The organism is Stenotrophomonas sp. STK17_22, from assembly GCF_051983905.1.
GTDB lineage: Bacteria > Pseudomonadota > Gammaproteobacteria > Xanthomonadales > Xanthomonadaceae > Stenotrophomonas > Stenotrophomonas maltophilia_A.
In genome coordinates this window covers 3,434,570-3,454,940 of the sequence record NZ_CP197010.1, presented here as the reverse complement: position 1 = coordinate 3,454,940, position 20,371 = coordinate 3,434,570, and the positions used below count along the sequence as shown (strand labels likewise).

Genomic DNA, 20,371 nt, shown 5'->3' with positions numbered 1-20,371 from the left:
TTCCGGTAATCTTGCGCCTTTCGCTTTGCAGGATTGCCTTACAGGATGAGCCACGACGCAGTTGCCCCCATCGCCGGCCAGGGAAAGATGCCGCGCCAGATCCCGTACATCATCGGCAATGAGGCCTGCGAGCGGTTCAGTTTCTACGGGATGCGCAACATCCTGGTGCAGTTCCTGATCACCTCGCTGCTGCTGCAGGAAATCACTGCGGAAGGCCGTGCCGGTGAAGCCAAGGACATCATGCACAGCTTCATGATCGGCGTGTATTTCTTCCCGCTGCTCGGTGGCTGGCTGGCCGACAGGTTCTTCGGCAAGTACCACACCATCCTCTGGTTCAGCCTGGTCTACTGCGCCGGCCATCTGTGCCTGGCGCTGTTCGAGAACAGCCGCGAGGGCTTCTTCCTCGGACTGGGCCTGATCGCGCTCGGTGCCGGTGGCATCAAGCCGCTGGTGGCCTCGTTCATGGGCGACCAGTTCGACCAGAGCAACAAGCACCTGGCCAAGATCGTCTTCGACGCCTTCTACTGGATCATCAACTTCGGCTCGCTGTTCGCCTCGCTGCTGATCCCGCTGGTGCTGAAGAACTGGGGCCCGCAGTGGGCGTTCGGCATCCCGGGCATCCTGATGTTCATCGCCACCTTCGTGTTCTGGCTGGGCCGCAAGCGCTACGTGCTGGTGCCGCTGCCGCCGAAGGATCCGCATTCGTTCGCCAACGTGGTGCGTACCGCACTGACCACGCGCGTGGCCGGCCAGGGCCGTCCGGGCCTGGTGATCGCCGTGCTCGGCCTGGTGCTGGCAGTGGCCTCGTTCGGCCTGGTTGGCTCGTTGGGCATTGTCATCTGCCTGTGCCTGGCGCTGGTATCGATCCTGGCCGGTATCGGCGGTGGCACTTGGCTGCAGCTCGATCGCGCCCGTGGCCAGCATCCGGCCGAAGCCGTCGAAGGCGTGCGCTCGGTGCTGCGGGTGCTGGTGATCTTCGCGTTGACCACGCCGTTCTTCTCGCTGTTCGACCAGAAGGCCTCGACCTGGGTCCTGCAGGGCCAGCAGATGCAGATGCCGAGCTGGTTCACCGCCTCGCAGATGCAGGCACTGAACCCGCTGCTGGTGATGATCCTGATTCCGTTCAACAACCTGGTGCTGTACCCGGCCCTGCGCCGCTTCGGCTTCGAGCCGACCGCGCTGCGCCGCATGACCGCCGGCATCGCCTTCAGCGGCCTGGCCTGGATCGTGGTCGGCGGCATCCAGGTGGTGATGGACGGCGGCAACGCCATGTCGATCTTCTGGCAGATGCTGCCGTATGCGCTGCTGACCTTCGGTGAGGTGCTGGTCTCGGCCACCGGCCTGGAGTTCGCCTACAGCCAGGCGCCGCAGGCGATGAAGGGCGTGGTGATGAGCTTCTGGAACCTGACCACCACCATCGGCAACCTGTGGGTGCTGCTGTCCAACGCGGCTGTGCGCAACGATGCGGTGACCCACAAGATCGCCAGTACGGGCCTGAGCGAGGCGGCGTTCCTGATGTTCTTCTTCGCCGGTTTCGCCTTCGTCGCGGCGTTGGCCTTCGGTTGGTACGCGAAACGCTATCGTATGGTCGACAACTACCGTAGCGCCTGAGCCTGACATGACCCCCGTCAATCTGCTGTTGATCGCCATCACCGCCATCCTGTCGTGGATGGCGTTCAACAACCGCAAGCTGGCCGACCGCCTGATCCTGTGGCCGCCGGCCATCGACCGTCACCGCCAGTACGACCGGCTGGTGACCTATGGCTTCATCCACGCCGACTGGTCGCACCTGATCTTCAACATGATCACCCTGTTCTTCTTCGGGGGATTCATCGAGAGCGTGATGGTGCAGCTGACCGGCAGCTACCTGACCTACCCGGCGTTCTACATCGGTGCGCTGCTGGTCTCGATCCTGCCCAGCTACCTTAAGAACCAGAAGAACCCGAACTACCTCAGCCTGGGCGCGTCCGGTGCGGTGTCGGCGGTGTTGTTCGCCTTCATCCTGATCAAGCCGTGGTCGATCATTCTGGTGTTCTTCATCCCGGCACCGGCCATTGTCTATGCCGCGTTCTACGTGGGCTACAGCATCTGGATGGACAAGCGCGGTGGTGATCGCATCAACCACAGCGCCCACCTGGCGGGCGCGGCGTTCGGTGTGATCTTCATGCTGGCCATGCAGCCGAGCATCTTCACCCACTTTCTGCGCGAGCTTTCCAACCCGACCTTCCGCCTCGGCGGCGGTTGAGGGGCTGGGGTCGGATCCACTGGATCCGACCCCGGGGGCAGGGACCCGCTCCTGGTCAGGCGCGGGTCTGCTGGCCGTAGGTGTCCAGCAGGCGGGCGAACACTTCTTCGCCGATGCGCTGGAAATCCTGGTCCTGGGTCTGCCCCTCCACGGCCAGTTGCAGCAGGCCCTCCAGCAGGGCGCGGTCGGTATCTGAATGGGAATCGCTGGGGTGCATCGGAGCCTCCGCGGTGGTGCGCATGATCAACGGTCGCAAGGGCCGTGCCAGCCTGGCCGTACCCCTCCACAGGCGATAGCGGCCGCCAGCGCTCCAGCTTGAGGGTCGCAAACTGACGTGAATGGAACGGACTTGCCCCTGTTCAGGCTTCACGCGATCATGGCGCCCGGCTGCGCACCATCCACGCAGTCGCCGCAGGAGACAGTTCCATGGCTTCGGTCACGCCCCCCGGTCTGGCCTACGAGGTTGAACACGACCTGGCCAACCATCGCTTCACCGCCCGTGTGCGCGGACAGCTGGCGGTGCTGGACTACCAGATCAAACGCAGGCGCATGGTCATCACGCATACCGAGGTGCCCGAGCCGATTGCCGGCCGAGGCATCGCCGGTGAGCTGACCCGTGTGGCGCTGCGTTTTGCCCGTGAGCAGAAGTACAAGGTGGTGCCGGCGTGTTCCTACGCCGAGGCCTTCCTGCAGCGGCATGAGGAGTACCACGACCTGCTCGTTGGCTGAATGCCAGCGGGCCACGCTTCAGCCATGGCAGGCGATGATGTACAAACATGAACAGGGGATCCCGATGAAGATTGGAAACAACCGGCCACTGCACGGCAGCGTGCTGGCCGGCGTGGTGGGCGTGCTGTTGCTGGCCGGTTGCCAGCGTGAAAGCGAGCCGGCACCGGCGACCGACGCGGCGCCCGCCGCCGAAGCCACCGCCGCAGGTGAAACGCCGGCCACGGAAGCGCCGCTGGATCTGCGCGACGTGATCGAGAACAATGAGCGCGAAGTGGTGGGTATCAGCTACCCGGCCGGCATCGACCGCTACCCGGGCCTGGCCCGCGCGCTGCAGAGCTATGCGACGAGTGCGCGCAGTGACCTGCAACAGGCGCTGGACGGGCTGGGCAATGACAAGCCGACCATGCCGTACGAGCTGTCGCTGAGCTTCGAGAAGCTGCTGGAAACCCCGCAGCTGGTGGTGGTCAGTGCCGATGGCAGCCGCTACACCGGTGGCGCCCATGGCGAACCGCTGGTGGCCCGATTCGTGTGGCTGCCGCAGCATCAGCAGATGCTCAGCGCCGAAAAGCTGGTGGCCGATGCCAAGGGCTGGAAGGCGATCAGCGATTTCGTCGCCGACCAGCTGCGTGAACGCGTGGCCACCCGCCTCAGCGGTGAGGACATGGATCCGGCCCAGCTGCAGGAATCGCTGCGCAACGCATCGCGCATGATTGCCGACGGCACCGGCCCGCAGGCCGACAATTTCAGCCAGTTCCAGCCGCTGACCGACGACAAGGGGCAGATCACCGCGCTGCGCTTTGTTTTCCCGCCGTACCAGGTGGGTCCATACTCGGACGGCACCCAGACCGCCGATGTACCGGCGGCGGTGCTGTTGCCGCACGTGGCCAAGGACTACGTGGAGCTGTTCGCACGCGGTTGACCGCAGTTGAGGAGGTGGCGTGGATACAGGGTTGCAGGAGCGGGTCGCCGGCCTGCTGCAGGAAGCCGGGGTCCGCATCGGCGGTACCCAGCCACAGGATATCCAGGTTCATGACCCGCGCTTCTTCGCGCGGGTCATGGCGCACGGCTCGCTTGGCCTCGGCGAGAGCTACATGGACGGTTGGTGGGATGCCAACGTCCTGGATGAATTCCTTGTCCACCTGATGCAGGCGCACCTGGACGAACGGGTGCACGGTTGGCGCGAAGTGGCCGATGCACTGAAGGCGCGCCTGTTCAACCTGCAGGTGGGACAGGGCAGCTACGAGGTGGGCCGCCGCCACTACGACCTCGGCAATGATCTCTACCAGGCCATGCTGGGCCAGCGCCTGGTCTATAGCTGTGGCTACTGGCGCAATGCCGGCGATCTCGACGCCGCGCAGGAAGCCAAGCTTGACCTGGTCTGCCGCAAGCTGGGCCTGCGCCCGGGGCAGCGTGTGCTGGACATCGGCTGTGGCTGGGGCGAAGCCCTGAAGTTCGCCGCCGAGCGCTACGGTGTCAGTGGCGTCGGCGTGACCATTTCGCAGGAGCAGGCCGAGTTCGCGCGCGAACTGTGCGCCGGCCTGCCGATCGAGATCCGCCTGCAGGACTACCGCGAACTGCACGAGCCGTTCGATGCGATCTTCTCGATCGGCATGTTCGAGCACGTCGGCGACAAGAACTACGCCAGCTTCTTCGAGGTGGCCAGGCGTTGCCTGTCACCGCGCGGCCTGCTGCTGTTGCACAGCATCGGCACCAACATCTCGCGGCATCGTACCGACCCGTGGATCGCGCGCTACATCTTTCCCAACTCGATGCTGCCATCGGCGGTGCAGATCACCAAGGCGTTCGAGGGCCGCTTCGTGCTGGAGGACTGGCACAACTTCGGCACCGATTACGACCTGACCCTGCAGGCCTGGCGGCGCAACGTGGAAGCGGCGTGGCCGCGGCTGGATGCGCGCTACGACGAGCACTTCCGGCGCATGTGGCGCTTCTACCTGGCCGGGTCGATGGCCACCTTCCGTTGCCGGCACGCGCAGCTGTGGCAGCTGGTGCTGTCGCCGGAAGGCGTGCCGGGTGGGTACGTGGCGCCACGTTGAAGCCAGCACGGGGCGGAGACCCCGGGGTCAGATCCCTTTTCGCAGAAAAGGGCTCTGACCCCAACCACAACAAAAAAACCGCCCGGTTTCCCGGGCGGTTTTTCGTTTCAGGCTACTGCGCGGGCGATCAGTTGCCGGCGCCGGTCAGGCCACGCTTTTCCAGCAGCGGTTCGATCTGCGGCTCGTGGCCGGCGAAATCGCGGAACAGCTGCATGGCATCCACGCTGCCGCCCTTGGACAGCAGGGTGGCGCGGAAGTGGTCGCCGTTCTTGCGGCTCAGGCCGCCGTTGTCCTTGAACCACTTCTGGGTGTTGGCGTCGAGCACTTCCGACCAGATGTAGGCGTAGTAGCCGGCCGAGTAGCCGCCCATGATGTGGCTGAAGTACGGGGTCTTGTAGCGCGGCGGGACCGGCGCGTAGTAGATGCCGTCCTTTTCCAGCGCGGCGCGCTCGAAGGCCATCACGTCCTTGGCGGCCGGCACCTGGTCGGCGCCGATCTGGTGCCAGCGCTGGTCCAGCATCGCCGCACCCAGGTACTCGGTGGTGGCGAAGCCCTGGTTGAACTTGGCAGCGGCCAGCACCTTGTCCAGCAGTGCCTGCGGCATCGCCGAACCATTCTGGTAGTGCTTGGCGTAGTTCTTCAGGATGACCGGATTATCCGACCACATTTCGTTGACCTGCGAGGGGAACTCGACGAAGTCACGCGGCACCGAAGTGCCCGAGAAGTACGGGTACTTCACGTTGGAGAACATGCCGTGCAGGGCGTGGCCGAACTCGTGGAAGGTGGTGTTCACCTCGTCCCAGGTCAGCAGGGTCGGCTGGCCGGCCGGCGGCTTCGGAATGTTCAGGTGATTGGCGACCACCGGCTTGAAGCCGGTCAGCTTGGACTGCGAGACGTAGGAGTTCATCCACGCGCCACCGCGCTTGGAGGCGCGTGCATACGGGTCGAAGATGAAGATCGCCAGCTGGCTGCCGTCAGCGTCGAACACGTCGTAGACGGTGACGTCATCGTGGTAGACCGGCAGGTCGGTGCGCTGCTTGAAGGTCAGGCCGAATTCCTGGCCGGCAGCGTAGAACACGCCGTTCTCCAGCACGTTCTTCATCTCGAAGTACGGCTTCAGCTGCGACTCGTCGAAGTTGTACTTGGCCTGGCGCACCTTCTCGCTGTAGAAGGCCCAGTCCCACGGTTCCAGCTGGAAGGTCGGCTTGCGCGCGGCCTTCTGTTCCTTGTCGATCATCGCCTGCAGATCGGCGGCTTCGCGCTTGGCGTTGGCCACGGCGGCCGGAGCCAGCTTGCCCAGCATTGCGTTGACCGCTTCCGGGGTCTTGGCGGTCTGGTTGGTCAGGTTGTAGGCGGCAAAGTTCGGGAAGCCCATCAGCTTGGCCTTGTCGGCGCGCAGCTGCATGATGCGCGAGACCAGCGCGGTGTTGTCGAACTCACCGCCGCGGCTGCCGCGGCTCACCGATGCTTCGTAGATCTTCTGGCGCAGGGCGCGGTTGGCCAGGTTGGTCAGCGGCGGCTGGCCGGTGGTGTTGAGCAGGGTGATCACGTACTTGCCGTCCTGGCCGCGGGCCTTGGCGGCTTCGGCGGCGGCGGCGATCTGCTCCTTGGACAGGCCGTCCAGTTCCTTGACGTCGTCGACGGTGATCGCCGAAGCGTTCACTTCCGACTGCACGTTCTGGCTGAACTTGGTGCCCAGGTTGGCCAGCTCGGCGTTCATCGCCTTCAGCGTGGCCTTGTCAGCCTCGGACAGCTTGGCGCCGGCGCGCACGTAGTTGTCGTAGTACTTCTCGACCAGGCGCACGCCTTCGGCGTCCAGGCCCAGCTGGCTGCGGGTGTCGTACAGCGCCTGGATGCGGGCGAACAGCTTGCCGTTCAGCGCGATCGCATCGCTGTGCGCGGCGAACTTCGCCGAGTAATCAGCCTGCAGCTTCTTGCGGGTGTCGTTGGTGTCGGCGCCGACCAGGCTGAAGAACACGGTGGTCGCACGGTCGAGGATGTCACCGCTCTTTTCCAGGGCGATGATGGTGTTGTCGAAGGTCGGCTTGGCCTTGTTGTTGGCGATCGCCTCCACTTCCTTCAGCTGCTGCGCCATGCCAGCGTCGAAGGCCGGGGCGAAGTCGCTGTCCTTGATCTTGTCGAACTGCGGGAAGTGCAGCGGCAGCGGGCTTTCGGCGAAGAACGGATTGGCCTGCTGGGCATGGGTGGTGGCAGCCGGGGTGGCGGCGCCGGCCGAGAAGGCGGGCAGGGCAAGGCCGAGGGACATGGCCACGGCAAGGGCAAGGCGAGTGGTCAAGGTAGGAACTCCGGTAAGGCAAACAAGGGCCCGAGGGTAACCCGGCCGGCGGCGCCCGCACTTGTGTCAAAAGGCATGTTGCCGCGGCCGGGCGCGGGTACCATGCATTCATCGCCCACGGCCCGCCATCATGACCACCGCCTACGATTTCAGCTTCCGCGACCTCGACGGCCAGCCACAGGCGCTGGCCCGGTACCAGGGCCATCCGTTGCTGCTGGTGAACGTCGCCAGCCGTTGTGGCTTCACCCCTCAATACACCGGGCTGGAGCAGCTGTGGCAGGAGTACCGCGAACGCGGCCTGGTGGTGATCGGCTTCCCGTGCAACCAGTTCGGCGCGCAGGAGCCGGGTGATGCCGCGCAGATCCGCCAGTTCTGTTCGCTGGACTATCCGGTCAGCTTCCCGCTGTCGGAAAAGATCGAGGTCAACGGCGACGGTGCCGACCCGCTGTGGGCGTGGCTCGCGCGCGAGAAGCGTGGCCTGCTCGGCAGTGCCCGCATCAAGTGGAATTTCAGCAAGTTCCTGGTCGACCGCCAAGGGCGGGTAGCGTCGCGGCATGCGCCCACCACCAGGCCGGAGCAGCTGCGCGGCGAGATTGAAGCGCTGCTGTGAGATAAACCGAAAAAGGGGACGGAGGGGATTAAGTCGTTTGTGCACAAACGACTTAATCCCCTCCGTCCCCTTTTTGCTTATTTCTCGACGAACGCGCGCTCGAACACGTAATGGCCCGGCTGGCCGATGCGCGGTGAGACCTGGAAGCCACGCGCGTCGAGTACAGCACGCAGGTCGGCCAGCATCTGCGGGCTGCCACAGATCATCGCGCGGTCGTTTTCCGGGCTCAGCTCCGGCAGGCCGAGCGTGCGCTGCATCTCGCCGCTTTCCATCAGCGAGGTCAGGCGGCCCTGGTTGGCGAACGGCTCGCGGGTGACGGCCGGGTAGTACAGCAGCTTGTCGCCGATCATCTCGCCCAGGAATTCGTGCTCACGCAGTTCCTTCTCGAAGTAATCGCGGTAGGCCAGGTCCTTTTCGTAGCGCACGCCGTGGCAGAGGATCACCTTCTCGAAGCGCTCGTAGGTTTCCGGGTCCTTGATGACCGACAGCCACGGCGCCATGCCGGTGCCGGTGCCCAGCAGGTACAGGTTCTTGCCCGGGTGCAGGTCGCTGATCAGCAGGGTGCCGGTGGGCTTCTTGCCGACCAGCACCTTGTCACCCGGCTTGATGTGCTGCAGGCGCGAGGTCAGCGGGCCGTCCTGCACCTTGATGCTGAAGAACTCCAGGTGCTCTTCCCAGTTGGCGCTGGCGATGGAATACGCGCGCAGCAGCGGCCGCGCCTCGGTTTCCAGGCCGATCATCACGAACTGGCCGTTCTCGAAGCGGAAACCGCTGTCGCGGGTGAGGGTGAAGCTGAAGTAGGCATCGGTCCAGTGACGGACCTCAAGCACCGTTTCGGCGCCAAAAGCGGAGGACATGGGCGTATCTATCGGAAGTCGTCGGGGGTGATTCTATCTCAAATGAGACAGGTTCTCATTAGGCGAAACGAGAGGCGTTCTCAGCGGTAACCGGCCGCCTGCAGCTCGAAAAGCTCGGCGTAGCGGCCGCCCTGGACCATCAGTTGCTCATGGGTGCCGCTGGCCTCGATCCGGCCATCGGCCAGCACCAGGATGCGATCGGCCATGCGGACCGAGGAGAAACGGTGGGAAATCAGCACTGCGGTGCGATTATCCGCCAGTTCCCTGAACCGCTGGAACACCTCGAACTCACTGCGCGCATCCAGCGCTGCCGTTGGCTCATCCAGGATCATCACCTGCGCATTGCGCATCCATGCGCGGGCAATGGCGATCTTCTGCCACTGGCCACCGGACAGGTCCACGCCCTGCTTGAAGCGGCGGCCGATCAGCTGGTCGTAACCGCCGGGCAGGTCGTCGATCACTTCCTCGGCCATGCCGCGGCGCGCGGCGTCGGCGATGCGTGCCTGGTCGTCCATCGCCTCGACCTGGCCGACGCCGATGTTCTCGCCTGCGCTGAGGTTGTAGCGCACGAAGTCCTGGAAGATCACCCCGAGGTTGGCGCGCAGGTCGTCCAGGTCGTAGTCGCGCAGGTCGCGCCCATCGAGCAGGATGCGGCCCTCGTCCGGTTCGTACAGCCGCGCCAGCAGCTTCACCAGCGTGGTCTTGCCGGCGCCGTTCTCACCGACCAGGGCCAGCACTTCGCCGGCATGCAACTGGAAATCGAGGTGGCGCACGGCCCATTGCTCGGCATCCGGGTAGCGGAAGCCGACGTTCTCGAACACGAAGCCCTGGCGGATTGGCTGGGGTACGCGCGCCGCACCTTCTCGCGAGTGGATTTCCGGCTGGATCTGGAAGAACGAGAACAGGTCATCCAGGTACAGGGCCTGGCTGGCCACCTGCGAGAACCCGATCAGCAGGCCTTCCAGCAGCTGGCGCAGGCGCAGGAAGCTGCCGGCAAGGAAGGTCAGGTCGCCGATCGAAAAGTCGCCGCGCACCGTGCGCCACGCGATGTAGGCATAGGCGGTGTAGTAGCCCAGCGTGCCCAGTGCGGCCAGCAGCGTGCCCCAGAATGCGCGGCGCCGGGCCAAGGCGCGGTTGGCCTGGAACAGCGCTACCGACAGACGCCGGTAGCGCTCGACCAGGAAGCGGTGCAGGTTGTAGATCTTCACTTCCTTGGCCGTTTCCACGCTGGCACCGAGCTGGCGCAGGTAGTCGAGCTGGCGGCGCTCGGGCGTCCACTGGAAGTTGAGGCTGTAGCCGGCCGCGTTGAAGTGCGATTCACCGATGAAGGCCGGCACCAGTGCCAGCGCCAGCAGCAGGATCAGCCACGGCGCGTAGACCAGCAGGCCGACGGCGAGACTGGCCACGGTGATCGCGTCCTGCACCTGGCCGAACAGCTGGCTCATCAGGTTCATCCGGCCCATGGTCTGGCGCCGCGCACGGTCCAGCTTGTCCTGCAGATCCGGGTCCTCGAAGTCCTCCAGATCCAGCGTTGCCGCGTGTTCCATCAGCCGGATGCTGGTGACATTGGCGAACAGTTCCGAGAGCAGGGCATCGGCGTAGCTGACCAGCCGGCCGAGCAGGTCCGAGGCGATGGCCAGCCCGAATTCCAGTGCCAGCAGGCCCAGCAGTGGATTCAGCACGCCACTGGACAGCGCCTCGCCCAGCGGCGGGAAGCCGGCATCGTGCTGGCTCAGGTGCAGGGCGCTGTCGATGATCAGCTTGCCGACGTACAGCATCGCCACCGGCAGCAGCGCACGGATCAGGCGCAGCCCAAGGCTGGCCAGGGTGAGCACAGGACTGGTCTGCCAGACCATGCGCAGGAACGGGGGCAGGTTGCGCATCGCCTTGAAGCGCTGGCGCAGGCTGGGTTTCTTCGCGGCGGCAGCGCCAGCGGTGGGGGAAGCAGGCATGCGCGTATTGTGCGCGCCTGATACGTGCAGAGGGGGTCAGTGCAGCCGTGTCGCCGGCACCGGGAGCAGATCCCATTGCGCGGCAAAGGGCTCTGGCCGCATCAGCCCGGATCGGGTCAGAGCCCTTCGCGTGGCGAAGGGATCCGACCCTGCCGCATCCACGCATGGCGTGGATCTACCGTGTCGACCAAGGTCGACACCTACCAACCGTTGCAGAAACCCGCCCGGCCAGACCCCATTACGGCAGCGGCGGCAGCAGGCCCGCGCCCAACCGGTTCCAGGCATTGATCACCGCAATGCCCATGCTCAGGTCACTGATGCCCTTCTCGTCGAAATGCGGTGCCAGTGCATCGAACGCCGCCTGCGACGGCGCGCCGTCGGTCAGCCGGGTCAGCGCCTCGGCCCAGCCCAGCGCCGCGCGTTCGCGCGCATCGAAGAAGCGGCTTTCGTGCCAGGCGGGCAGGGTGTCCAGCTTGCGCGGCTCGATGCCGCCCTTGCGCAGCGCGGTGCCATGCATGTCCATGCAGTAGCCGCAGCCATTGAGCTGCGAGACGCGCAGGAATACCAGTTCCATCAGGGTCGGATCAATCGAGCTGTCATGCACTGCCTTGCTGGTGGCCAGCAGGCCCTTGAAGGCCTCGGCAGCCAGGCGGGTATAGGGGACGCGGGGAGAGGCTTGGTCGGACATTTTCGGCTCCACGGCGGCCACGATGGCCGCCTTTCACTAACAGGACGCCGTACCGTCATCGCGCGTGACAACCCCCGGCAATTTTTCCGGATTCAGCACGCTGTACACGTTGGCGATGCGTCCATCGACCACCTCGATGGTGGTGACCGAGTGCAGGCGGTCGCCCTGGAAGCGGAGGATCGCTGGTTCGCCATTGACGTAGCCCAATTGCGCCGGATGCACCGCGCTGCGGCGGGCGATGGCCCAGAACAGGCGGCCGATGCGTTCGGCACCCAGCAGGGGCCGCACCGCCGCAGTAACCACGCCACCGCCGTCGGAAACCAGCAGCGCGTTGGCGTGCAGCAGGGCCTGGATCGCTTCGCTGTCGCCGCGCTGCGAGGCGTCCATGAAGCGCGCCAGCAGCTGCCGGTGCTGGCTGGCGTCGGCGTTGAAGCGCGGCCGCCCGGCCTGCAGGCGCTGCCGCGCGCGGTGCACCAGCTGCCGGCAGTTGGCCTCGCTGTGGCCGAGCAGGTCGGCGATCTCGCGGTAATCGTGATCAAAGGCCTCCTTCAGCAGGAACGCGGCGCGTTCCTCGGGGCCGAGCTGCTCGAGCAGGGTCAGGAAGGCCACCGAGACATCGTCGGCCAGCGCATGCAATTGCGCCGGACCGGGCGTGGGGTCGGGCTCCAGGCTGACCGCCAGCGGTTCGGCCAACCAAGGGCCGACGTAGTGCGCGCGCTCGCGCTTGGCCGCGCGCAGCCGGTCCAGGCCAAGCCGGGTGGTGGTGGTGACCAGCCAGGCTTCGGGGTCGCGGACGGCCGCCGGGTCGGCGCTGGACCAGCGCAGCCAGGCATCCTGGACCACGTCTTCGGCGTCGGCGCGGCTGCCGAGCAGGCGGTAGGCCAGCGCCATCAGGCGCGGGCGGTGGGTCTGGAAAGCGGTTTCGGCGTTCATGTGGGCAAGGACGCCGCAGTGGCGCATGGCGTGACAGAGGGCTTGCGCGGATATTGCCGGCCAACGGCCGGCACTACCACCCTGGGGCCGGGGGAGGGGGTAAAATGGGCGGATTACCCCCGCCAGCCTCCAGCAAGCGAGCAAGTCGTGACATCGATCAAGCAGGAAGACCTCATCCAGTCCATCGCCGACGCGCTGCAGTACATCTCGTACTACCACCCGGTCGACTACATCAAGAACCTTGCCGCCGCCTACGAGCGCGAGGAGTCGCCGGCCGCGAAGGAAGCGATGGCGCAGATCCTGATCAATTCGCGCATGTGCGCCGAAGGCCACCGTCCGATCTGCCAGGACACCGGCATCGTCACCGTGTTCCTGGAAATCGGCATGGACGTGCGTTGGGACGACGCCACCATGGGGGTGGAAGACATGGCCAATGAAGGCGTGCGCCGCGCCTACATGCACCCGGACAACAAGCTGCGCGCTTCGGTGCTGGCTGATCCGGCCGGCAAGCGCATCAACACCAAGGACAACACCCCGGGCGTGGTCAACGTCAAGGTGGTGCCGGGCAACACCGTCGATGTCATCGTCGCCGCCAAGGGTGGTGGTTCGGAAGCCAAGACCAAGTTCGCCATGCTCAACCCGTCCGATTCCATCGTCGACTGGGTGCTGAAGACCGTGCCGACCATGGGCGCCGGCTGGTGCCCGCCGGGCATGCTCGGCATCGGCATCGGCGGCACCGCCGAGAAGGCGATGCTGCTGGCCAAGGAAGCGCTGATGGAGCCGATCGACATCACCGAATTGCAGGCCCGTGGTGCGTCCAACCGCATCGAAGAGCTGCGCCTGGAGCTGTACGAGAAGGTCAACGCGCTGGGCATCGGTGCGCAGGGCCTGGGCGGCCTGACCACCGTGCTCGACATCAAGATCAACGATTACCCGACTCATGCGGCCAACCTGCCGGTGGCGATGATCCCGAACTGCGCGGCCACCCGCCATGCGCACTTCACCCTGGATGGCAGCGGCCCGGTGATGCTGGACCCGCCGTCGCTGGAGGACTGGCCGAAGCTGACCTACGATTCGTCCAAGGGCACCCGCGTGGACCTGGACACGATCACGCCGGAAGATGTGGCCAGCTGGAAGCCGGGCCAGACCCTGCTGCTGAACGGCAAGCTGCTGACCGGCCGCGACGCCGCGCACAAGCGCATGGTCGACATGCTCAACAAGGGCGAGGAACTGCCGGTCGATCTGAAGGGCCGCTTCATCTACTACGTCGGCCCGGTCGATCCGGTGCGCGACGAAGTGGTGGGCCCGGCTGGTCCGACCACGGCGACCCGCATGGACAAGTTCACCCGTCAGGTGCTTGAACAGACCGGCCTGCTGGGCATGGTCGGCAAGGCCGAGCGCGGCCCGGCGGCCATCGAGGCGATCCGTGACAACAAGTCGGCCTACCTGATGGCCGTTGGTGGTTCGGCCTACCTGGTGTCCAAGGCGATCAAGGCGGCGAAGGTGGTTGGTTTCGCCGACCTCGGCATGGAAGCGATCTACGAATTCACCGTGCAGGACATGCCGGTGACCGTGGCGGTCGACTCCACTGGTGAATCGGTGCACAAGACCGGTCCGCGCGAATGGCAGGCCCGCATCGGCAAGATTCCGGTGGTGGTGGAGTAATTCCTCCCGTTCCGGTCGAGACAACGGCGCCCGTGTGGCGCCGTTGTTGCATGCAGCCTGCCCGTGGATGGTGTGCTCTGCTAACGTGCGCTGTCTGACGTATTGGAAGGGAGTCCATCGTGCTGCAGTGGTCGCGTGTTTTCGTGTTGCTGGTCGCTGCGCTGGCATGCAGTGCCTGCGGGCCACGTTATTTCGTCGAACCGCCAACCCACGAAGCGGGGAGGATCTGCGCGTCGGTCTGCGAGAGCCAGAAGGCGACGTGCGACTTCCACAACCGCGCCCGCGCGGAATCGGATCAGCGCAGCTGTGAAAGCGAGAAGAGCCGGATCATCAGCCGTTGCAGTGGTATCGCCGACGACAAGCAGCGGCACAACTGTGAAGGGGGCAACGGCGCCGGCACCTACTGCGGTTCCCCGGCGCTTCCTTCATGCAGTGCTCCGTACGCCCAGTGCCTGCTCTCCTGCGGCGGCACCGTGAATGAAGTCCGCACCGACACCGGCATTCCGGTGTACTGATCGGGGGGCGCGTGTCGCTGCCTGCACGAGTAACCGTAGTCTGCTAGGGTCGGCACACCCCTGCACTGGATGTGCCCATGCGCCTGCATCGATCCGTCGCGGCTGTGTTCCTGCTGGTCCTGGCCGGCTGCAGCACAACCTCATCCTACGAAGGTGCGGATTTCTCCGCCTCCTCGCAGTGCCGCATGCAGTGCCAGGCCCACTATCGCAGCTGCATGGCGCGGGGCAGTATCGGCAGCAACGACTTCAGCTGCGAACAACAGATGGCGCCGGCGCCGGACAAACGCTGCAAGGACATTGCCAACCCCGAGCTGCGCCGTTCCTGTGAACTGAAGACGCACGACTGCGCGATACGCACGCCGATCATGTCCTGTAGCGAAGGCCGCGATACCTGCATGAGCCGCTGCGGCTGAGCAACGATTGCGCGCGTGGGCGCATAATCGGCTGATCCACCTGCACAGGATCTTCCGCATGAGCACCACGCTGTATGGTTCAACCAGTACCGCCGCGCTGGTGGTGCACTGGCTGCTGATCGAGCTGGGCATCGAGCACGAACTGGTGCTGCTGGATTTCGACGCGCGCGAGCACAAGTCGGCGGAGTACCTGGCGCTGAATCCGGCCGGTGTGGTGCCGACGCTGCTGATCGATGGCTTGGTACTGACCGAAGCGGCGGCGATCGCACTGTATCTGGCTGACCGCCATCCGGAGGCCAACCTGCTGCCCGCACTGGGCACGCCGCAGCGCGCCGATGCCTACCGCTGGATGTTCTGGTGTGCCAATACGCTGCAGCCGGCCTATCGTGCCTGGTTCTATCCGCATGAAATGGCGGGCGAGGCAAATATCGAAGCGAGCCGCGAGATGGCCCGTCAGCGCCTTGAGGCGGCCTGGCAGCAGGTCGCCACGCACCTGCAGGCGCATGGCCCCTACCTGCTGGGCACCACGCCCTGCGTGGTCGACTACATGCTGGTGATGCTGATGCGCTGGTCGCGCAACATGCCGAAGCCCAGCGACACCTGGCCTGTGCTCAAGGCACATGCCACGTCGATGAAGGCGCGCCCGGCGTTCGCCGAGGTGTACCGCCGCGAAGGCATCACCGACTGGCGGTAACCAGAAAAGGGGACGGAGGGGATTAAGTCGTTTGTGCACAAGCGACTTAATCCCCTCCGTCCCCTTTTCCGTTACAGGATCTCCAGCACCGTTTCCGGTGGACGGCACAGCCGGGTGCCCTTGGGCGTGCGCACCACGGGGCGGTTGATCAGGCGCGGGTGTGCGGCCATCGCGGCCAGCAGCGTGGCCTCGTCCGCATCTTCCAGGCCCAGTTCGGCGAACTGCGCTTCCTTGCTGCGCACCAGATCACGTGCGCTCAATCTGGATTCGGCCAGCACCTGGCGCAGTGTGGTCACATCGGGTGGATTGCCCAGGTACTCGATCACCTCCGGATCGAAGCCCGCATCGCGGATCAGCTTCAATGCGCCACGCGAGTTGCTGCAGGCCGGGTTGTGCCAGATCGTCACGTCCATCAGAACCACTCCAGCAGGGACACGCCCACGCCCACGTAGGTGGCCTTGTGGTTGTAGTCGATCAGGCTTTCGCCGTAGCCGTCGAAGATCTGCACGTGGCCGCGCAGCAGGTTGCTGATCGGGAAGCCGTAATCCAGCTGCAGGGCACCGTGTGAGCGGCTGCCGGTACGCAGCGAATGGCGTGCCATCAGCGAGACTTCGTGGCCGTTGCGGTTCCAGGTCAGGGTCGCATCACCGCGGCCCATGTAGTCCTCGATGTCCGGATTGTTGTCGTCGCTGCGGGTCTCGGGAATGCGGTACCACGGCCGCAGCACCAGCGCCCAGTTCTCGCGGTCCAGGCCGATGTTGAGCATGACCCGGTTCCAGCTGCGCGACAGCGGATCGGCGCGGCCGTTGGACTGGTGGTTCAGCGCGATGCCGGTCATGCGGCCGCGCCAGCCACCGATCGAGTAGCCGTTGCGGAATACCATCATCACTTCCGGCTCGTAATTGGTTTCGCGGAACGGGCGCGAATCCTCGCCGTTGTAGGCCTGCCAGCGCGAGCTCTGGGTATAGCCGGCCCAGATGTCGCCGTTGTCGCCGAACAGGTTCTCGGCGATCTTGGTCTTGAAGCTGATCTGGAACTTCAGTTCGGCGCTGTCCAGCACCTGCGGCGTGGTGACCGTGTTGGCCGGATTCGGCGAATGCGGCGTGGTGTTGCGGTCGCTGGTCCAGAACGCCGGCAGCAGGTACACCGGCTTGTAGGCACGCAGCTGGAATGGGCCGAGCTTGGAGTCCTCGGCCAGTTCCCAGCGGCTGTCCAATAGCGAACCGCGGCCGGCATTGGCCAGCGCGCTGTCCGGCGCAGCGGGGCGGAACAGGTCGCTGACCCGCTCGCGCAGTTTCTCTTCGCCCTGGCTCACGCGTGCGGTCTGGCGTTCTTCGCGACGGGCCTGCGCGGCCGCCTCGGCAGCGGCATCGGCGGCGGCCGTGGCCTGCGGCGTATGCGCGAACAGGCGGTCATAGCAGGCCAGGCGCGCCGCGTCAGTGGTGATGGCGGCACACGCCGCGGGCGAGGTATCGGTGCTGGGCACGAATTCCTGCGCGGCCAATGGGGCACTGGCCAGGGCCAGCGCCAGCGGCGCAAGGCGTGGAAGCAGCGGGGGGAGGGTCATTCCAGCAGGCCCTTCGGTGAATACGGGAATCGCACAGTGTGGGGGCTGTACCGCATCGCGGCCAGCCCCCACGGTTTATGCACGGCCACCGCGTGCGCGCGGCGTGAAGACGGTGCGGCTTACAGGAACCAGGCGAAGGCGAACAGGCCCAGCATCGCGATCACCACAGCCAGTTTCAGCGCCAGGCCGAGCAGGATGCCGAGCCAGGTGGCCAGACCCACCTTGGTCGAGCGGCCCAGTTCACGGGTGTGCCAGTACTCGCCGGCCAGGGCGCCGATCAGGGGCCCGGCAAAGAGGCCGATCGGCATGAAGAACAGCCCGACGATGCTGCCGACGAACGTGCCCCACAGCGCCTTGCGGCTGGCACCGACCCGCTGCGCACCCACCACTGTGGCCAGTACGTCCACCAGCAGCGAGAGCAGGGTCAGTACGCCCAGCGCGACCAGGGTCGGCCAGCCGACGTGGGCGAAGCCGTCGGCCCACGCCGCCAGCAGCAGTCCGATGAACACCAGCGGGATGCCGGGGAGGGCCGGAAGGATGATTCCGGCGATGCCGACGAGGACAAAAATGACCGCTAGCAGATATAAGATGAATGAGAGTCCCATGCTGTCCCGTATGGTGGTCGTTTTGGGGTTGACAGTGAAAGATTTTGCCAGTTGATTTTTCGTTTTGGGCGGGTTAAGTTGCAGTCGCTGAGCTTGGCAAGGTCACCGTGGATCGTGGCCTGATGAAGCAAGATCTTCCCGATCCGCTGCATCGATGCACCTCGCTTCCCCCTTGCTTGTCAGCCGCCCACCAGGCGTTTCCTACAACAAGAGAGAGTCACCAGGGAGTTAGTGAGATGTCTGATCGCGAGACCGGTACCGTCAAGTGGTTCAACGATGCAAAGGGCTTCGGCTTCATCAGCCGTGAAAACGGCGAAGACGTGTTCGTGCACTTCCGTGCCATCCAGACCCAGGGCTTCAAGAGCCTGAAGGAAGGCCAGAAAGTCACCTTCACCGTCGTGCAGGGCCAGAAGGGCCTGCAGGCCGACGCCGTTCAGCCGACCTGATCGCGCTGCATACCGTCAAATGAAAAGGCCCGCGCAAGCGGGCCTTTTCTTTGCCATCGGCCCGATGCAGGTCAGCGCAGGATGACCTTGCCGTTGACCACGCGCACGTAGGTGTTCTCGCGGATGCCGCCGAGGTCGCGCTGGTTGACCACGATGGTGCGGCCATCGTCCATGCGCACGCTGATGTCGTAGGTGTCGCTGGTCACGTTCTTCTGGATCTGGTTGCCGGCCAGTGCGCCACCGACCGCGCCCGCAGCGGCGGCGATGTTCTTGTTGCCACGGCTGCCGCCGGTGTGGTCGGAGATCTCGTGGCCGGCCACGGCGCCGACGATGCCGCCCAGGATCGCGCCGGTCGCGCTGGGCGCGGTACGGCCGGACTGCACGGTGTTGATGCGGGTCACGATGCCGCAGTCGGCGCAGCGGCCCTGGTTGTAGCCACCATTGTTGCCGTAGCCGCCATTGTTGTAGCCGTTGTTGTAACCACCACCGCCGTAGCCGGGCGAGGTGGCACAGCCAGCCAGGGCAAGGGTAGCGATGGCGCTGGCGGCGATGAGCTGGATCTTCATGGGGCGTCTCCTGGCCGTGAAGGCGGGTGTCTGGGGTGGTACTGCGTCATGCAGCAGGGTGGACGAATCGTCCCCTTTTGAACGTGAACAAGGCGCCAACCGCGCAGGCCTTGTCCGGCTGCAGGATGAATGCGGCTCAGCGGAAGTCCTGGTGGCAGGCGCGGCAGTCGGCCTGCACCGTTTCCACCACCTGGGCCAGGGCCGTGCAGTCGCTGGGCGGCGCAGCCAGAGCGGCGTTGAGGTTGCCGCGCAGCTGGCTGGCATGCCGCAGGAACTGCGCGCTGTCCTTCAGCCCGGGAAAGGCCAGGTCCAGGTCGTTGGACAGCAGGCGCATCGCCTGCAACCGCGGCACGCTGTCGGCCAGGCTGCAGCGGTTCTGCTGCTGGGCCTGCTGCAGCAGCTGCGATTGCCGTTGCATCACCTGCATCAGGCTGTCCGGGAACGGATCGCGGCGGGCCTGCAGGGCGCGGCCGACCATCACCGTGGCGATCAGGCCGATCAACAGGCCCAGGCCGAGCACGAACAGATAGCGGTAGGCGGTGGACGGGCGGCGGGGCGGGCTGGCGTTCATGGCGGGCTCTCCGGACGTGCAACGGTGGGTTCGATACCGGCGCGCTGCAGGCGCTGGCGCCTGCACGTTAAAATAGCCGGATGAACGAACAGGTCAAACAACGCTTCGCCGGCATCGAACGGCTGTATGGCGTGGGTGCACTCGAGCGCCTGCAGGGCAGCCGCGTGGCGGTGGTGGGCATGGGTGGCGTTGGCTCGTGGGTGGTGGAGGCATTGGCCCGTTCGGCGGTCGGTCACCTGACCCTGATCGATGCCGATGACATCTGCGTGTCCAACACCAACCGGCAACTGCCGGCGATGGAAGGCAACTACGGCCGCAACAAAGCCGAGGCGATGGCCGAACGCTGCCGCGCGATCAACCCGGACATCGCGGTCGATGCCGTACAGGCGTTCCTGACGGTGTCGAACATGGCCGAACTGCTGGACCGTGGCTTTGACCTGGTGATCGATGCCTGCGACAGCTTCCGGGTCAAGGTCGAGACGATTGCCTGGTGCCGCCGCCGCAAGCTGCCGCTGCTGACCGTGGGGGCTGCCGGTGGTCGCACCGATCCCACCCTGGTGCGCATCCGCGATGTCTCGCGCACCGAGCACGACGCCATGCTGGCGTTGATCCGCAAGAAGCTGCGCAGCGAGTTCAACTTTCCGAAGAATGCCAAGCGCTACTTCGGCGTGCCGGCGGTGTATTCGCTGGAGAATGTGAAGTACCCGCAGGCCGATGGCAGCGTCTGTGGCATCCGCCCGAACCTGGGCGCTGATGCGGCATTGAAGCTGGACTGCGGCGCGGGCCTGGGTGCGGCGACCCACATCACCGGTGCGTTCGCGTTCGCGGCGGTCGGCAAGGCGCTTGAAATGCTGCTGGAGCCGAAGAAGGTGAAGGCCGAAGTGGTCGAGGGTCACGCTGACGCGTGATGGTAGTGCCGGCCGCTGGCCGGCAACTCCGGAATGATTGAATCAGCGCAGATGCCG

23 protein-coding genes are annotated in these 20,371 nt (G+C 65.5%); 12 read left to right on the top strand and 11 right to left on the bottom strand.

What is annotated here, in order from left to right; all coding sequences use genetic code 11:
- Positions 1–45 precede the first annotated feature (45 nt).
- A complete protein-coding gene (locus ACSYS9_RS16195; RefSeq protein WP_032129657.1) occupies positions 46–1,611 on the top strand; it encodes a POT-type proton-dependent oligopeptide transporter in 1,566 nt (521 codons plus the stop codon).
- A 7-nt stretch (positions 1,612–1,618) separates the two neighbouring features.
- Positions 1,619–2,245, top strand: coding sequence for a rhomboid family intramembrane serine protease (locus ACSYS9_RS16190; RefSeq protein WP_010486760.1), 627 nt, complete (start codon positions 1,619–1,621; stop codon positions 2,243–2,245).
- Positions 2,246–2,300: 55 nt separating this feature from the next.
- Here the strand turns inward: ACSYS9_RS16190 and ACSYS9_RS16185 are convergent, their stop codons facing one another.
- Complete coding sequence (locus ACSYS9_RS16185; protein WP_177179539.1) at positions 2,301–2,462, bottom strand: hypothetical protein; 162 nt, start codon at positions 2,460–2,462, stop codon at positions 2,301–2,303.
- Between the two features lie 209 nt (positions 2,463–2,671).
- Between ACSYS9_RS16185 and ACSYS9_RS16180 the strand changes: the two genes are divergently transcribed.
- The 3 genes from ACSYS9_RS16180 to cfa are packed head-to-tail and all read left to right on the top strand — an operon-like array spanning position 2,672 to position 5,028.
- Positions 2,672–2,974: a GNAT family N-acetyltransferase gene (locus ACSYS9_RS16180; protein ID WP_006455911.1), complete on the top strand. Its 303-nt coding sequence runs from the start codon at positions 2,672–2,674 to the stop codon at positions 2,972–2,974.
- Positions 2,975–3,011: 37 nt separating this feature from the next.
- Positions 3,012–3,893 carry a DUF3298 and DUF4163 domain-containing protein gene (locus ACSYS9_RS16175; RefSeq protein ID WP_071229774.1) on the top strand — a complete coding sequence of 294 codons (882 nt, stop codon included), beginning with the start codon at positions 3,012–3,014 and terminating at the stop codon, positions 3,891–3,893.
- A gap of 19 nt (positions 3,894–3,912) precedes the next feature.
- Positions 3,913–5,028, top strand: a complete 1,116-nt coding sequence (gene cfa, locus ACSYS9_RS16170) for a cyclopropane fatty acyl phospholipid synthase (RefSeq protein ID WP_049421515.1) — start codon at positions 3,913–3,915, stop codon at positions 5,026–5,028.
- Positions 5,029–5,155: 127 nt separating this feature from the next.
- On the opposite strand, the gene ACSYS9_RS16165 is transcribed toward cfa, so the two are convergent.
- Entirely contained in the window at positions 5,156–7,324 is a 2,169-nt protein-coding gene (locus tag ACSYS9_RS16165; RefSeq protein ID WP_071229752.1) for a M3 family metallopeptidase, read from the bottom strand.
- A gap of 130 nt (positions 7,325–7,454) precedes the next feature.
- Between ACSYS9_RS16165 and ACSYS9_RS16160 the strand changes: the two genes are divergently transcribed.
- Positions 7,455–7,934 carry a glutathione peroxidase gene (locus ACSYS9_RS16160; protein ID WP_071229753.1) on the top strand — a complete coding sequence of 160 codons (480 nt, stop codon included), beginning with the start codon at positions 7,455–7,457 and terminating at the stop codon, positions 7,932–7,934.
- Between the two features lie 77 nt (positions 7,935–8,011).
- Here ACSYS9_RS16160 and ACSYS9_RS16155 read toward each other — a convergent pair whose 3' ends face one another.
- From ACSYS9_RS16155 to ACSYS9_RS16140, 4 genes are all read right to left on the bottom strand, one after another.
- A complete protein-coding gene (locus ACSYS9_RS16155; RefSeq protein ID WP_014037801.1) occupies positions 8,012–8,791 on the bottom strand; it encodes a ferredoxin--NADP reductase in 780 nt (259 codons plus the stop codon).
- Between the two features lie 80 nt (positions 8,792–8,871).
- Entirely contained in the window at positions 8,872–10,743 is a 1,872-nt protein-coding gene (locus tag ACSYS9_RS16150; protein WP_071229754.1) for an ABC transporter ATP-binding protein, read from the bottom strand.
- A 238-nt stretch (positions 10,744–10,981) separates the two neighbouring features.
- Positions 10,982–11,431: a carboxymuconolactone decarboxylase family protein gene (locus ACSYS9_RS16145; protein WP_071229755.1), complete on the bottom strand. Its 450-nt coding sequence runs from the start codon at positions 11,429–11,431 to the stop codon at positions 10,982–10,984.
- Between the two features lie 36 nt (positions 11,432–11,467).
- Entirely contained in the window at positions 11,468–12,364 is an 897-nt protein-coding gene (locus ACSYS9_RS16140) for an RNA polymerase sigma-70 factor (protein WP_071229756.1), read from the bottom strand.
- Between the two features lie 147 nt (positions 12,365–12,511).
- On the opposite strand from ACSYS9_RS16140, the gene ACSYS9_RS16135 reads away from it, so the two are divergent.
- The 4 genes from ACSYS9_RS16135 (at position 12,512) to ACSYS9_RS16120 (ending at position 15,651) form a co-directional block, all read left to right on the top strand.
- Positions 12,512–14,029: a fumarate hydratase gene (locus ACSYS9_RS16135; RefSeq protein WP_006377486.1), complete on the top strand. Its 1,518-nt coding sequence runs from the start codon at positions 12,512–12,514 to the stop codon at positions 14,027–14,029.
- Between the two features lie 119 nt (positions 14,030–14,148).
- Positions 14,149–14,544, top strand: a complete 396-nt coding sequence (locus ACSYS9_RS16130) for a hypothetical protein (protein ID WP_049421524.1) — start codon at positions 14,149–14,151, stop codon at positions 14,542–14,544.
- A gap of 77 nt (positions 14,545–14,621) precedes the next feature.
- Entirely contained in the window at positions 14,622–14,957 is a 336-nt protein-coding gene (locus tag ACSYS9_RS16125) for a hypothetical protein (protein ID WP_071229757.1), read from the top strand.
- Positions 14,958–15,015: 58 nt separating this feature from the next.
- Entirely contained in the window at positions 15,016–15,651 is a 636-nt protein-coding gene (locus tag ACSYS9_RS16120) for a glutathione S-transferase family protein (RefSeq protein ID WP_049398760.1), read from the top strand.
- Between the two features lie 71 nt (positions 15,652–15,722).
- Here ACSYS9_RS16120 and arsC read toward each other — a convergent pair whose 3' ends face one another.
- The 3 genes from arsC to ACSYS9_RS16105 all read right to left on the bottom strand — a co-directional run bounded on the left by arsC (position 15,723) and on the right by ACSYS9_RS16105 (position 17,823).
- The gene (gene arsC, locus ACSYS9_RS16115; protein WP_071229758.1) at positions 15,723–16,064 is read right to left on the bottom strand and encodes an arsenate reductase (glutaredoxin); all 342 of its coding nucleotides are present in this window, start codon (positions 16,062–16,064) and stop codon (positions 15,723–15,725) included.
- Positions 16,064–17,218 (bottom strand): phospholipase A, encoded by a 1,155-nt coding sequence (locus ACSYS9_RS16110; RefSeq protein WP_019337376.1) that lies wholly within the window; start codon positions 17,216–17,218, stop codon positions 16,064–16,066. Before ACSYS9_RS16110 ends, arsC begins: the two co-directional genes overlap by 1 nt.
- A gap of 119 nt (positions 17,219–17,337) precedes the next feature.
- Positions 17,338–17,823, bottom strand: a complete 486-nt coding sequence (locus ACSYS9_RS16105; RefSeq protein WP_049398758.1) for a DUF456 domain-containing protein — start codon at positions 17,821–17,823, stop codon at positions 17,338–17,340.
- A gap of 236 nt (positions 17,824–18,059) precedes the next feature.
- Between ACSYS9_RS16105 and ACSYS9_RS16100 the strand changes: the two genes are divergently transcribed.
- Positions 18,060–18,269, top strand: coding sequence for a cold-shock protein (locus ACSYS9_RS16100; RefSeq protein WP_005410290.1), 210 nt, complete (start codon positions 18,060–18,062; stop codon positions 18,267–18,269).
- A 71-nt stretch (positions 18,270–18,340) separates the two neighbouring features.
- On the opposite strand, the gene ACSYS9_RS16095 is transcribed toward ACSYS9_RS16100, so the two are convergent.
- Positions 18,341–18,835 carry a glycine zipper 2TM domain-containing protein gene (locus ACSYS9_RS16095; protein WP_010486804.1) on the bottom strand — a complete coding sequence of 165 codons (495 nt, stop codon included), beginning with the start codon at positions 18,833–18,835 and terminating at the stop codon, positions 18,341–18,343.
- Between the two features lie 136 nt (positions 18,836–18,971).
- On the bottom strand, positions 18,972–19,406 hold the full coding sequence (locus ACSYS9_RS16090) for a cytochrome c (protein ID WP_071229759.1): 435 nt from the start codon (positions 19,404–19,406) through the stop codon (positions 18,972–18,974).
- An 80-nt stretch (positions 19,407–19,486) separates the two neighbouring features.
- Here ACSYS9_RS16090 and ACSYS9_RS16085 point away from each other — a divergent pair, with 80 nt between their 5' ends.
- Positions 19,487–20,314, top strand: coding sequence for a tRNA threonylcarbamoyladenosine dehydratase (locus ACSYS9_RS16085; protein WP_071229760.1), 828 nt, complete (start codon positions 19,487–19,489; stop codon positions 20,312–20,314).
- The last annotated feature ends 57 nt before the right edge of the window (positions 20,315–20,371 follow it).